General features: G+C 40.4%; 15 protein-coding genes and 1 riboswitch. Of the genes, 1 reads left to right on the top strand and 14 read right to left on the bottom strand.

What is annotated here, in order from left to right:
* Positions 1-182: 182 nt before the first annotated feature.
* The 4 genes from I6N95_RS02070 to add form a co-directional block, all read right to left on the bottom strand.
* Positions 183-848 (bottom strand): DUF4956 domain-containing protein, encoded by a 666-nt coding sequence (locus I6N95_RS02070; RefSeq protein ID WP_209524674.1) that lies wholly within the window; start codon positions 846-848, stop codon positions 183-185.
* Positions 823-1,566: a VTC domain-containing protein gene (locus tag I6N95_RS02065; RefSeq protein ID WP_209524673.1), complete on the bottom strand. Its 744-nt coding sequence runs from the start codon at positions 1,564-1,566 to the stop codon at positions 823-825. Before I6N95_RS02065 ends, I6N95_RS02070 begins: the two co-directional genes overlap by 26 nt.
* 472 nt (positions 1,567-2,038) lie before the next feature.
* On the bottom strand, positions 2,039-2,578 hold the full coding sequence (locus I6N95_RS02060; protein WP_209524672.1) for a DUF924 family protein: 540 nt from the start codon (positions 2,576-2,578) through the stop codon (positions 2,039-2,041).
* A gap of 27 nt (positions 2,579-2,605) precedes the next feature.
* A complete protein-coding gene (gene add / locus I6N95_RS02055; protein WP_209524671.1) occupies positions 2,606-3,631 on the bottom strand; it encodes an adenosine deaminase in 1,026 nt (341 codons plus the stop codon).
* Between the two features lie 358 nt (positions 3,632-3,989).
* On the opposite strand from add, the gene I6N95_RS02050 reads away from it, so the two are divergent.
* Positions 3,990-4,772: a TraX family protein gene (locus tag I6N95_RS02050; protein WP_209524670.1), complete on the top strand. Its 783-nt coding sequence runs from the start codon at positions 3,990-3,992 to the stop codon at positions 4,770-4,772.
* An 18-nt stretch (positions 4,773-4,790) separates the two neighbouring features.
* Here the strand turns inward: I6N95_RS02050 and thiW are convergent, their stop codons facing one another.
* The 10 genes from thiW to I6N95_RS02000 form a co-directional block, all read right to left on the bottom strand.
* Positions 4,791-5,294 (bottom strand): energy coupling factor transporter S component ThiW, encoded by a 504-nt coding sequence (thiW, locus tag I6N95_RS02045; RefSeq protein WP_347340525.1) that lies wholly within the window; start codon positions 5,292-5,294, stop codon positions 4,791-4,793.
* A gap of 13 nt (positions 5,295-5,307) precedes the next feature.
* Positions 5,308-5,991 carry a thiaminase II gene (gene tenA / locus I6N95_RS02040; RefSeq protein ID WP_209524669.1) on the bottom strand — a complete coding sequence of 228 codons (684 nt, stop codon included), beginning with the start codon at positions 5,989-5,991 and terminating at the stop codon, positions 5,308-5,310.
* Positions 5,992-6,107: 116 nt separating this feature from the next.
* A riboswitch (TPP riboswitch) is annotated at positions 6,108-6,215 on the bottom strand.
* A gap of 35 nt (positions 6,216-6,250) precedes the next feature.
* Positions 6,251-8,314, bottom strand: coding sequence for a BglG family transcription antiterminator (locus I6N95_RS02035; protein WP_209524668.1), 2,064 nt, complete (start codon positions 8,312-8,314; stop codon positions 6,251-6,253).
* 201 nt (positions 8,315-8,515) lie between these two features.
* Positions 8,516-9,151: a beta/alpha barrel domain-containing protein gene (locus tag I6N95_RS02030; protein WP_209524667.1), complete on the bottom strand. Its 636-nt coding sequence runs from the start codon at positions 9,149-9,151 to the stop codon at positions 8,516-8,518.
* A gap of 1 nt (position 9,152) precedes the next feature.
* Complete coding sequence (gene dapA, locus I6N95_RS02025) at positions 9,153-10,040, bottom strand: 4-hydroxy-tetrahydrodipicolinate synthase (protein WP_209524666.1); 888 nt, start codon at positions 10,038-10,040, stop codon at positions 9,153-9,155.
* Positions 10,041-10,667 carry an SIS domain-containing protein gene (locus I6N95_RS02020; protein ID WP_209524665.1) on the bottom strand — a complete coding sequence of 209 codons (627 nt, stop codon included), beginning with the start codon at positions 10,665-10,667 and terminating at the stop codon, positions 10,041-10,043.
* Between the two features lie 61 nt (positions 10,668-10,728).
* Positions 10,729-11,988, bottom strand: coding sequence for a PTS ascorbate transporter subunit IIC (gene ulaA, locus I6N95_RS02015; protein WP_209524664.1), 1,260 nt, complete (start codon positions 11,986-11,988; stop codon positions 10,729-10,731).
* Positions 11,989-12,006: 18 nt separating this feature from the next.
* Entirely contained in the window at positions 12,007-12,285 is a 279-nt protein-coding gene (locus I6N95_RS02010) for a PTS sugar transporter subunit IIB (protein WP_209524663.1), read from the bottom strand.
* Between the two features lie 60 nt (positions 12,286-12,345).
* On the bottom strand, positions 12,346-12,798 hold the full coding sequence (locus tag I6N95_RS02005) for a PTS sugar transporter subunit IIA (protein ID WP_209524662.1): 453 nt from the start codon (positions 12,796-12,798) through the stop codon (positions 12,346-12,348).
* Positions 12,799-13,351: 553 nt separating this feature from the next.
* Positions 13,352-14,155 (bottom strand): AAA family ATPase, encoded by an 804-nt coding sequence (locus I6N95_RS02000; RefSeq protein ID WP_209524661.1) that lies wholly within the window; start codon positions 14,153-14,155, stop codon positions 13,352-13,354.
* Positions 14,156-14,184: the final 29 nt, after the last annotated feature.

Genomic DNA, 14,184 nt, shown 5'->3' with positions numbered 1-14,184 from the left:
GTGCTCTTCGACCTTCAATGCTCGACGCTTCAGCGTATAGCAATTGATGAGATCAGAACGCAGTCTAGTGGCCCTTGTTTCTAATTGCTGCCGTTGTTCTAGCATTTTAATGCGTAGAGACAAGGGGACAACGAAGTAAAGCAATTAGAGCTACGGCAACGCCTCGTTGAGCTTTTCTAATCCTAATGGCTCTCAACCTTGGCAGATATTACCGTCAGGTTACCATTTCTAATACGAATCTCATCGATAAGTGCTTTTTCATTGGCTATATCTTTAAACTTGACTGCATAAGCAATTTCATAAAGACTACCCATATTAGTAGTTTTGACACTTTCCATCGAAAACTCATGTAAATATTTCTTAAAAAGATCGTCAAATAGATTAGGATAATCCAAGTTTTCTGGAATCATGATTTTAATGACTCGTTTACTCGTCCGACCTGCACCACCAAAGGAAATCGATTGCATCATTAACAACAAGACACTTAGCACTAAGGAGAAGGAAATCACATAAATAATATACCCTAGCCCTGTGGCAATCCCAATTCCAATAGCCCACAAAAGACTCATGGTTTCACGCGATTCACCAGGCTCTACGCTGGTTCTCATGAGTCCAAACACACCTAACAAAACAATTCCCCGTACCAAATCTTCCTGAATTAACATCATGATAAATTGAATCAACGATGGCAAAACCAGTAAACTTACGATAAAATTCTTACGATAACTGTTGCGATGCATGCAGACTAAGGCTATCATAATTCCTAGCGCAATAGATGTAACAGTACACAACCCTAATTGAATCATATTAATACTCTCCGCTTTATCGGCTAACAAACTCACTAACATAATGTTTTTTCTCCTTATTAAATAGATGTTCTTTATAAGTCACTATTAAGCTTGAAAATGATGTTTCACAAATGCTTAACTCTTCCAATAATTCTCTGAACCAAAGGGGACAGTCTCCATCGCTTTTAACTGTCATTAAAACATTTAATGTCGGATCAACAAAATCACCAATATTCCCTTTTCGTAAGTCAAAATCTGTCGATCGCCAACGAATATTAAAATCAAAGTTTATATCTAAACGACCCTTTTTTAAACATTTCGCCATTATCCTATCAGAAGAAATGACTACTTTTGGCACTAAATTCTTCCCCGAAACGAGGTACTCTATTTCTCGACTAATCTGTGCTTCTAGTCCTTTTTTCATAACATGTTTCCGATAATCCCTTAAAAAGCTCTGGGCATTTACATAAGGAATTAAGACGTTGCGTTGAGAATTTTTGCCATCAAACTGTTTGACAATTTCCATCGCCACTAAGGACTTTTCCATTAAACGATCACTCGTTCTCATGCGAAATAACTCCTGATAGATACTTCCTTCCTGAACCTCACGCATTAACTCAAAATCCGCTGTATCGAAATATAGAGCACTTAATTCATGAGTCCCCGCTTGTTCTTCCACAAGATGAGGGTAACTCATTTTTCTCAGTTGACTGTACTGAGCATAATTTAATCGGTATTTGGTGATTACTTTAGGGTGTTTGCTCACTTCTGTTGCCATTGTTCTCAACCACCTTCCTATGTTATCAGTTCAACAAAATTAGTGATGACAGACACTTTATTAAGGATATATCATCTAAAAATACTATAGCATAAAAACTATAAAAAACAATCGTTTATTGAAGGAAAGTATTTAAAACTATTGGAATAAGAGGGTTTACCTCTTAATTCCTAAGATACTTCTTTATGCAGTAAGTGTCTCCGGTCCCATCATTAGGTAGCATTCAAAAGGACAAACACTGAGCTTGCAGAAACAAAAGTTCACTTATCAGTATATAGTATATTAATCATTATAAAAACAAAGTTAATAAACTAATATTGCCATTTTCAAAAATACTCCCCATCATAAGCCGATTCTCATAACAAAACAGCAAAAACCGCCTTAACGTTTTCGAAAAGGCGGCTAAAGAATAGGCTTCCTGAAAGAACATCATCTCAACAACACTTTGATGCCATTTTAGTGACCTTTTAGACTAGAAGGAGGAGCCTGGCTCCGTTAAAAACGCCAACTCTTCATCAGTTGAGGCTCGACCCAGAATCTGATTGCGATGCGGATAGCGACCAAATCGCAATAGAATATCCCGATGTCTTTTTTCAAAGTCTAACGTCGTCTCCATGCCTGGTTCCGCAAACCGTTTTAAGGCCTCATCGTGAATCACCAATGATTCTGAGTGCATTAAAGGCATAAATAAAAATGAGCGCTCTACTTGGGAGAGTTGATCTATTTCACCTGTGGCAATCGCTTCTTGAGTTAATACTAAGGCCATGCCATCGTTAGCAAATGCTAAAGGACTATCACGAAATAAATTACGAGAAAACTGATCCAACACAATAATTTCTGCCAAACGCCCCCGAATATTTTTTCGCCACCCCACACATTCTCCTCGGATCGCTTGCTGATGACAACTCCCAAACTTTTGACGAATTTGTTCATCATAGCCTGAATCCTTAGTAAACCACTGTTTTTCTGCTGATTCCTGAAACCAAAAAGTCAAGACATCTTGCTCGTTCATCTTTTTAACTGCCCCTTTCTTTTATGCTTACTCGTTATAACTCGCCACATAATCAGCAATTTCTTGTAAGTAGCTGCTTTTCTTCGCTTCTGGTAACCAACTAATGGCAAAGGAATTTTCTGCTAACAAAACCACATCAGCTGGCGTCATATCATAATTTTCACTTAAGGCGAAAATATCATCGGAGATATAACTTTGGAAATAAGCAGGATCATCAGAATTAACGGTTACTTTAACCCCTTCTCTTAGCAAGTCCAGAATTTCTTTGCCTTTCATATCGTCCACTACAAACCCATTAGAAACCGGACAACAAGTTAAACCAATGCCTTGTTCTTTGACATACTCCACTAACTCACGATCTTCCACAATATTGGTTCCATGATCCAAACGTTCCACTTGAATATCTAGCAACGCCTCTCGGATATTGCCAATCGAATTCTCCTGATCAATATCACAATGCATGGTAATGTGGAAACCCGCTTCTTTCGCCCGTTTAAATACCGCTTTAAATTTGCCAGGAGGATTGCCGTGTTCATCTGAATCAAGGCCTATCCCTAAGATTTTATCTCTGTGAGGCAACGCTTGCTCAAAAGTTTCAGCAGCTGATTCAGCTGACATATCTCGCAAGAAGCACATGATTAAGGCAGTTTCAATCCCTAAAGTATGACTGTCTGTAACTGCACGGTAATAACCATTGATGACAGTTTCAAAAGAAATACCACGGCTAGTATGCGCTTGAGGATCAAAAAACAATTCAGCATAACGAACATTGTGAGCTTTAACTTTTGTTAAATAAGCCATGGCCAATTGATAAAAATCCTCCTCAACCTGTAAGACATTCATGGCCGGATAATAGATATTTAAAAATGATGGCAAAGAATCAAATTGATAACTTTTTTCAATTTCAGCAATCGTTGTTTGACCAATATCAATCTGATTTTTTTCGGCTAGCACTAACTTCAAATCTGGCTCTAATGTTCCTTCCAAATGAAGATGGAGTTCCGCCTTTGGCATTCCTTTGATAAATTCTTTTGTGAGTGTTTTTGGTAACATATAGTCAAGCCCCTTTTCTTATTTTATTCAAGTTAATCATGCCACAGGCGAACGTTTTAGTCAACCGAACAACCCAACCAACCTTTTTGAATCAACCTGTTTTCAAAAACCAATAAAACAACAAAGATATACGCAAAAACCCGAACGAAAACAAAAAAACACTTAAACCTTTTTGAGGCATTTGGCTACCCCTAGATAGTCAGTCGATACTGGAAAACATCTGCCATCTCCAAAATCATTCCGCAACCTAACAAAACTGTCACATTCTGTAAGGCTTATGTTCGTGTTATTTAATTCTCCCTAAGATATACTTTTAAAGGTTACAACACTCACAAATCTATCAACAAGGAGAACAACTATGCAAAAAGGATTAACTGCGTTTCAACTAAAAGTATTGGGCATTACTTTAATGGTTGGCGATCACATTCATCAAATGTTTGTCTTACAAGGGGCGCCTATGTGGCTGACCATGATCGGCCGAATTGTCGCACCAATTTTTCTCTTTCTAAGCGCCGAAGGTTTCCACTACACGCGAAATAAACTGGCTTACTTGCGCAATTTATTAGTTGGGTTCTGGATCATGTCTTTGATTCAACAGCTATTATCACGATTAGTTCCAAATGATAATGTCATGCTGATGAACAATATCTTCGGTACCCTCTTTCTAGCAGTCTTATTGATGTCTGCTGTCGATTTAATAAAGCTAGGTCTCACCACTAAGAATCCTTCAAAATGGGGAGCGGGTTGTGCCATCATCACAGCTGTCATCGTTTACGGGCTCGGTCTGATGTTCCTTTTTGACTCTCCTGATTTCGTCATGATTGCGGTCTACAGCTCCCTGCTAATTCCCAATATTCTCTTTGTGGAAGGTGGCTTTTTAATGGTTTTATTAGCTCTTTGCTTCTACTTGTTCCGCGGTAAAAAAAGCTTGCAGCTTTTAGCCTTGGCGGTTGTCGCTCTGATTTCGACTGGCTTTTCATTTCAAGACCTTTTTCTCAGTAACTTTCAATGGATGATGATTTTTGCTGCTATCCCACTCTTTTTTTACAATGGTCAAGAAGGCCGCAAAATGAAATGGTTTTTCTATTTCTTTTACCCCACTCATTTGGTGGTTCTCTATTTACTGGCCACCTATCTTTAATAACAAAACGATCAAGGGCTACCCTTGATCGTTTTGTTGATTAAATAATCGAGGAAATCTTTTCTTCAGCACTTTCACCACAGGATAACCGATTGAGACGCCTACGATTGCACTAACTAAGAAACTTCCTAGTATTAAACCAAAAGGCAGGTCCATTCCCAGAAGGCCTCTAGCTAGCATATCGGACACAATCCCACCTATTAAACCCGTTCCAAAAACTTCTGCCACTCCTGCTATCATTAATTTTCCCCTTTGCCGATAGACAACTCCTACCAAAAAAGCGCCAATCATACTGCCAGAAAAAGCTAACAGCGTTCCAGTACCAACGATGTTTCGCAACAGTGACGCCACGAATGCTTGGCTTAGCGCATACCAAGGTCCTAGTGCCACCCCTGTCACCAAATTGAGCAAATGTTGAACAGGGGTCACTTTCACTACGCCAATCGAAAAAGAGAACAGACTGCCACCAACGAACGCTAAAGTGGCTAAACTGGCAGTATAACTCATCTTTCTCAATTTCACCGCGACCACCCTTTTACCTTCCAAACTGCCATGTCTCACCAGTGTAGGACATGTCCCAAAAAGCCAATTCATATTGACTACTTATTAAAAATGACTCTTTCATCGCCAACCGCTCCTCTTCACTAGCCACTTCTGCCAAATGATTTAGCAAATCAATTTGCCTTCTCGTATTTTCAGCGAACGCTGGACTATCGTATGTATTAATCCAATCTTGATACAATCGATTAGGCGAAGTCACCTCCCTAAATCGTACGCCGATTTCATGATAAAGCCAGTAACACGGCAAAAGCGCCGCCAGCGAAGTGGCCACAGTTCCAGTCGTCAGCTGGCGGTAGAGATGATTGACATACTGATAAGCACTGGGGGCCACCACCGTCTTCTGATACTCCTCCTGAGTAATTCCTAACCACTTAAAATACCTCTCGCGAATGGCGATTTCCCCCTCATCCATGCCTTTTTTTAAAGCCAGTTGACTGCTGCGAACACTTTCATCCGTCGTTTTAGCCGCCAGCAGACCATGAGCATCGGAAAAATGAGTCAAATAATAGCAATCCTGTAATAAATAATAGCGGAAGGCTCCCTCCTCTAACGTCCCAGCCACTAACTCTTGGATAAACCCATGATCAAAACTCGCCTGCCATAATTCTGCTGCTGCTTCACGTAACTCTTCTGAAAACATCTCTCTCACCTCATTCATTTAGTCAACCGCTAGAAGCTCCTCCTGCTCTCTCCAACGCAAACAGGCCACCTCCTAAGCATCAGGAAGTAGCCGAAAATAGCCAAATAAACAATCGAAAAAAAGGATCTTCCGATAGTGTTACTTATTAGCATTCCCTTCGCGAGTCCTAACTCTCAGGTTCAGAGGGTCCATTGATTTCATCAATATCTCAGTCTTTTTGAAAGACACCCCTAGCAATTAGCTTGAGTATACCACAGTCGATAAAACTCGTCTATTCTCACTGTGACTTGCTCATTAAATACTGGTAAACCACTTGCGGCTCTTGGCTAGTATCCAATAACTCAAAAAAAGCTTGATCATCCAGTAATTCAACTAATTCTGCCATGGCATTTAAATGGCGATTATTGGCTGTGGCCGCTAGACAAAAGATATACTTAACCGGGTCATTCTCTTTACTCCCGAATTCAATGGGATAGCTGAGACTGGTAATACTGATTCCCAATTTCTTCACCCCATCTACTGGGCGAGCATGTGGGAGGGCAATCTGTTTGGCAATCACCATATACGGCCCTTCCAGCTTAGTATTTTCGACTATCGTGTCGATGTATCCACGTGTGATGTGCCCTTGTTTTAAAAGGGGAGCCCCTGCCACACGAATCACTTCTTCCCAATCTCGGGCTGTCACCCCTAATTGAATCAAGTCTGGATTGGTAATTTCATATAGCACTGGTTCAGTCACCTCTGATTCAGGGTTTTCATTTTTAGGAATCAAGCTGTCATAGAGTTCTTTTTCCAAGGCGCCGAGATTTAAAATAGTCGCATGCTTTTCCACCACTTCCAAAATTGATTTGACACTTGGTAATTGAAAACCTAAATTACCTAATTGAGAATAAACATCACTGATCAAACGGTACTTTTCCGCCGTATTCATAATTGGACTAACCACGTAAACAGGTTTTTTAGTGTAAAACAACCGAATATTTGGCACTGTTGAAAAGATTAAATCGTACGAGTCAGCTAAATGTTCAATTCCATTCGTTTCCATAGGGCCAATAAAGGACAGTTCTGGAAAAAGGGTTTTTAATTCGGTGTAGACGATTGAAGAGCTGCCAATCCCATTTGGACAGACGATTAAGGCGACTTTTTGCGGTTGCTTGGCTTCTTTTAAGCTAGCACTCAAGGAAGCGAAATGCATGGTCAAAAAAGCAATCTCCTCTTCAGGGATGGCATGCTCAAATAAAGAGGCAATCGGCTTCAAGGCTTCTTCCACAATATTAAAGAGCTCACTGTATTCTTTTTTTATCTTGCTGTGAAGGGGATTAACAATTGGTAATTTAAAATACAAACGATAATAAGCTGGACGTAGATGAGAGTATAACTGATTAATCACCAGCTCCTGGTGATTAAAGCGAATCCCCGACAAGGCCTCAAAGCGCATGATGATCCGTTTAACCAGCTCCATAATAATCTCGTAGTCTTTAGTCGTCGAATCAGGATTGCCTACCGATAATCCCAAAATCCAAGCCCCTAAATAGAGGGCTGAAAAATCATCATGATTATCGGTTAGGGCTAGTATTCGTGTGGCAAACTGGTATTCTTTCATGGCAATCACTGCAGGTAAACGAAATTTCTCTGCCCCTACCTTCACCTTTAGCCCCAGTCGTTTTTCTAAAAATATCAAGGTGTAAATAAACTCTTTTAAGCGATTTTCGACAAAGGAAAGCTGGTACTCAACTAAATAAGGCGCGATTGCTTCTTTTGTTTGCTCAACACTTGGTAACTGATTTTTTTCGATAAAATAATCATAGATAAACATAGTATTCTGCTCGGTGGAATCCCAAATAAGCATTTTCATCAGATGATACCGAATGTCGAACTCATTACCAACTAACCGATACCCTTCTTTTCGCGAATAAACGATGGCGATGTCTTCTTTCTCTAACAAGGCATTAAGATTCTTTAAATCTGTTAAAATGGTGGTTTTACCAACACCGAATTCCGTCATAAAATGATTGATCGAGAAATAATCATCCACAAAATAAAATAAGAGCAAAAACAGATAATTTCCCCGCTCCCCCCCATTCATAACATACTCATCGGCATAGGAGTCATCCACTAAAACTGCCAATAACTGCTCTTTCATTTCCAATGACACCGTGATGCGATTGTTTTCTAACACAATGGTTTGTTGATAGGTCTCCAAAAGGATGGCATTGATTTTTTCCAGTGTGTATTCTAGCTGCCGTCTAGTTAGTCCTGTTTGATTTTCCAATTCAGCCAATTCATGGCGTTGTCTCTCAACTAGTATTTTCATTAATTTCCGCGAACGTTCATCAGTCATTTCTGTTCCCCCTTGTCAATCGCCATTCCCAACAATCCCCTTCAGATAAGCTTTTAATTAAAAGGTTGGCCTTACATTCCAGGACTTCTTCGCTAACTGCCACTAATCTTGCTGATTCCCCACAAATCAGCAAGATCACTTTCGCTATGCTTTTGTTAAATCAGACACCACTAGTCAGCTCCGATTAAATAGCTCCATTAGTTAATTGGCCTGACGAAAGTCAATCACAGCTTGTCTCAAAGCTACGGCATTCTTAGCAATGTCTTGAGTACTTCCTTTAGTTAATAAACTACCGACACCCATGCATTCTACCCCTGTAGCTAGCCACTCCGAAATATTTTCCACCGTCACGCCACCAGAAGACATGATCGGCATATAAGGTGTTGGCGTTTTAAAAGTGCTGACTAGGTTACTACCATAAAAGTTAGAGATTGGAAATGCTTTAACCATGGCTGCTCCCGCCTCCATAGCCGTCAACATTTCGGTCACACTAGTACAGCCTGGCATATAAGGAATCTGATATCGATTCGCCAAACGACAGACACTCTCCTGATAATTAGGGGCAATAATAAATTTAGCTCCTGCTAAGATAGCCAAGCGAGCCGTTTCCGAATCAAGTACAGTTCCCGCCCCAATTAGCAAGCGATCTCCATATCGTTTTGTTAAAAAACTAATAATTTCCCCAGCATTCGGCAAGGTGTAACTAATTTCCAAACAGTCAACTCCTCCTGCTAAACAGCCTTCAGCAATCTCAATGGCCCGCTCCTCGGTTTCAACTCGGACAATTGCCATAATAGCCGTTTCCTCTATTCGCGATAATATCTGGTTGCGATACATCTCAAATTCCCCCTTTCTCGTAGTTAGCCATGACATGAATCACTTCTTTTCGCTGTTCCTCCGTTATCGGTAAGACCGGTAATCGCGGAAGCCCAACTTCAATTCCTTGAATCGATATAGCCTCTTTTAAAACAGAAGGTAAGGTGCCAAATTTCAACACTCGCCGAAATTCTTCAATACTTTCCTGCATCTCCTGTGCTTCAACCAATTCCCCAGCCAGCCAATGGTTATAAATCGCCACATCATTCGTGGTTAAGACATTGGAAGTAGCAGCAACAGCCCCTGTGGCCCCTATTTCCAAAGCTTTTAGAATAAGGGAATCTGAACCAGACAAGACATCAAACTGCTGACCTTTTGCTGCCGCTATATAGTCACTCATGTTGTCCAAGCTGCCACTGCTGTCTTTAATGCCAATAATATTAGGGTGGCTACTTAAAATTGACACCACCTCAGGACTGATGTTCATTCCCGTATTTTTAGGTATATTATACAAGATGATTGGAATACTTACTTCATCGGCAATCTTTGTATAATGATTAACTAATTCTGCTTCAGTTAGTCCGACAAAGTAAGGGGAAATTACTGATAAAGCATCGGCTCCTAAGGTTGCCATCTCTTTTGACAAGCTGACAACTTCCTCTGTGCTGTTGCCACCCGTTCCAACATAAACTGGCACACGACCAGCGGTTGCCTCGATCACTATTTTAGCAAAAAGCTGCTTGTCAAGCTGATTCATCACATGAAATTCACCATTGGTCCCAAGTATAAACAGGCCGGCTACACCTTTATTAATCAGCCGATTTACTAAAGCAATAGTTCCTTCCTCGTTAATTGTTTGATCGGCTTTAAATGGTGTCACCATTGCCGTGATAATTCCTTTGAGCGCCATCTATTGATCACATCCTTCCATTTGTTTGGCAACAGCTTGTCCCAAAGCCCCGCCTGGGTGCCATTTAACGTATTCCCTTGCGGTTAACCCTTTCCCTTCTTGCAATAAAACACTCAAAGCTTGCAACACGGTTACTTCCACAATAATTGAGGCCCGTGGTGGCTTGTTCAAAGGGTCTCCCTCATGATCCACACTAGCCAGTAAGGTGCAATCACTCTGTTTGGATAACCAGGATTCCTTGCCTCCTGTTACGGAAATAATCTGGGCACCATTTTTCTTCAAAGTCGTCACTGTCTGCTTTAATTCCTCTGTCTCACCACTATTCGATATTGAAATCACCACATCCCCCGGTCGCACTTGTCCGGCAGAGCCGTGAATAGTTTCTGTTGCATCTAAAAAATAAGCTGGCGTCCCCGTAGAGGACAGCAAGGAAGCCACATAATCTGCCACGTGCCCCGGTTTGCCAATGCCTGTCACATGAACCCGGCCACCTTGAGACTCAGCCTCTAAAATGATGTCTCGAGCCGCTGCCAACGTTGTCAGAGATAAGTCATTGATAAACTTATTTAACTCCTCTGATAAATTCGCTAAAAATTGCTCCAAAACCTGACTTTCTTTCATACTCATGCCTTTATCCTCCACACCCCCTGATTGAAGGAGCAAAGCCAACCGCTCTGCTCCCTAGGGTTTAATTAAATATACTTAAGATTTTTTCTAGTAAGATACCAATCACATTGTAATCAATATTTGGGAAAGTTGACCCCTCTAGTCCCATGCTGCCATAGATGGGATAAAGGACCGTTGGCAAGAAAGCTAATAGCAAGCCAATGACAAAGGAGCCGGCAACTGCCCCACGCCACCCACCAGTTGAATTTCCGAAAACACCTGCGGTTCCCCCAGAGAAGAAACAGATATGAGCAGCTGGAATAATCACCACTGGAAACTTAAAGATAACCATGACGAAGACGCCGATTAAGCCAGCTGCATAGGCTGATAAAAAGCCGACAATAACCGCTGTTGGCGCATAAGGGAAAACCGTTGGAACGTCCAATGCTGGACGGGAATTCGGAATAAACCGTTCAGAAATTGAGACAAACGCTGCCGTAATTTCCGCTAAGAACATCCGCACGCCCGTCATTAGAATTGACATACCTGCCGTAAAAGTAAAGGCTTGAACCATTGGGAAGACTAACCAATGAGTCGTGCCAGCTAGTTCTTGTGTCACATCACGCCCCGCTTTTAATGCCGAAAGATAGAAGAGGCCCAACATGATCACCGCAACGCCCATTAAGAAGTCTCTAAAGAAAGACAACCATTTGGGAAAATTAATGTCTTCCGTGCTTTTATTTTCGTATTTACTAAAGAGCTTACCGATATAACCAGACAACGCATAACCGATCATATTGAAGTGGCCAATGGCCGTTTCATCACTACCAGTAATTTTGCGCATAAATGGTTGACATAATTGCGGTAAGGCCGCCGAACAGAACCCTAAAATTGTTCCACCAAGTAAAATCGCCATAATATCAGAAATGCCAAAAGATTTAATAATCAATGACAACACACAAGCAAAGAATAAACTATGGCCGGTTGTAAAGAATATATTTTTCATCGGTGTAATCCGTGCAAAAACCAAGTTCATGACAAATCCTAAAATCAATGTACAAGATGTCACTAAGGCATACTCTGTTTGTGCCATGGCAGTGGTGGCTTCAGGTGAGGCCACCACCCCAACAATATTAAAACCAGTTTGAAACAACTTGTTAAAGTTTTGTAAGGCTCCAGTCATCAAGCCACCACCTGCACTGAAGACCATAAAACCGATAATCGTTTTAAATGTTCCCGTTAATACTTCTGTTCCCGTTTTTTTCTGAGCAACTAATCCAACAAATGCAACAATCCCCAGCAAAACAGCTGGTGTGCTTAAAAAGCTAATGGTAAAATTCATTTATCTAATCTCCTACTCCTATTGATTTAAAAAGGCTTTAAGCTTGGTGGCGATTTCATTTTTATCAACAATGTTATTAATGCCAATCACCGTCTGCTTTAATTTCTTAGTGCTTAGCTCCTCAGCCACATCTGATAATGTAATCAATAGATCCCCATCAAAACCTGATACCCCATCTAATGATGAGTGCTCCACTGTAATTGGAAACCCTTGTTCTTTGATAACTTGCTCCGTTTTAATTTTTAACATTAAACTTGAGCCAACTCCTGCACGACATGCGACTAATGCTTTATGCATAAATTTTCCTCTTCCCTTGTTTAAGACGATACCTGAGATTACTCAAGAACCTTCTCGTTTTTAGTTTGTTTCCTTGGCTGAAATATAGGCTAAAATGTCTTTTGCTGATTTGGCAGTATCTAGCATCCTATAAAACTCATCATTACTTAACAACTCAACAAGCTCTGCCATCCCTTGAAGATGTGACTCACTATCGTTAGCACTCATACAAAAGAGATATTTAACGGGATCATTGGTTTGGTTCCCTGAAACAACCGGTGTTTTCAAGGTTGTAATTCCCATGGCAGGAGCTAATGCCCCGTTTTCAACAGGTGCATGAGGCAATGCCACATGTTTAGTAATCACAATATAAGGCCCAATAGTCCGTGAAATCTCAATGATTTTTTCAATATACTCTGCTGTAATTTTGTTACCTGTAAGTAGAGGGGTTGCTGATTGTCTAATTGCCTCTTCCCAATCTGTTACCTCAATATTCAATTGAATAAATTCTTCTTTAATCATTTTACTTAACAATTTGCAACACCTCATTAATTTTTTCAAGCGTACGACTTGATAGCCTTCTTACACTCTCAATATAACGTTAATAGGGAGTCAGTTCAAACAGTTTTGGTACCTTCTTTTGTCATAACCTCACACAAAAAGCGTGCTTAGATATCCAAAGTTACTTACCAGATAACAAATTTCCACCCTTTTTGACGCAATTTAGCTTTTATCTAATCCATTTACACCATTTGTTCATTTCATAACAATCGATAAGGAACAGTCTAGCAGACTCCCTCACGACATAACTCGTACTCAAGTTAGATATTTTCATGAAACTTTCTTCTTAGACAGATATTTCCACGAATTATTTCAAAAATTTCTAAAAATATATACATCCCGTAAACTAATCCGAACATAAAGTTCCATTGGATTATCAACATAATGACGAGCGAAGAGTGGTGCTTCAGCTTCTCTTTAGCTGAAAGTTTAACGACTGATCGCGATTATTTAATAGGAACTATATATCGACTTCTTCAACGAAAAAAAGACTCACCAAGTTCCTCGGTGGTCCTGATTTTTCTTACTAAAATTCATCTTGATGGTTTACAAAAAATTGTTGATACGTCCGAATATTTTCTAATTCTGTCCAAGCTTGAGTCGGTATCCCCACTTGGTCCAAATTATAGATGGTTCCTTCCAGTGACCCCAATAAAAATGGCGAGTGACTGGCAATCACGAATTGGCACTTCCAAAAACGAGCTGCCTCAGTTATTAACGATGCCAGCTTGAGTTGATTAATTGGCGATAATGAAGCTTCAGGCTCATCCAACAGATACAAGCCCTCTGGTTGCAGGTAATCCTCGTAGATTTGCATGGCCGTTTCACCATTGGAATATTTTTCTTGAGCAAATTGCCGACGTTCAATTTGCTGGTCCATCTTAAAGGAGGCCTTATGAATTAGTAATTGAGCCTTAGTCATCCCAAGTTGTTTCCGCTCATAAAGATAACCTTCTCTTAAAATGGCTTCTTGTTGAATTTTTTTGATTTCATAAAGAATGTCTTCGCTCTTAAGATAACGACTATTCTCTGGGACAATCCGAACTCGCCCAAGATCATCCTCTTCAAAGCTAAGAGAGCTTTCAAGCGTATATTGAGCAAAATAATCAGTTTTCCCCCAGCCCTTTGGTGGCTCCGCACCAGGAATGCCCAATTTACTTGCCAGTATATTTAATAAAGTTGATTTCCCTGACCCATTACTTCCATATAACAACGTAATCCCATCAAAGACGACAACTTCACCAGAGTGTTGTTTCAAACTATTGTAAGGATAAATATTCGGATTTTTTAGTTCCATTGGTGACAATTGGAAGCTTCTAATATAGCGCATCTTCAAACTCCTTTTTTCTTGTTATAACT

It is taken from the genome of Vagococcus allomyrinae, from assembly GCF_017829975.1.
Classification (GTDB): Bacteria; Bacillota; Bacilli; order Lactobacillales; family Vagococcaceae; genus Vagococcus_D; species Vagococcus_D allomyrinae.
The sequence above is the reverse complement of the archived record's forward strand: the minus strand, read 5'-3'. Positions and strand labels throughout refer to the sequence as shown.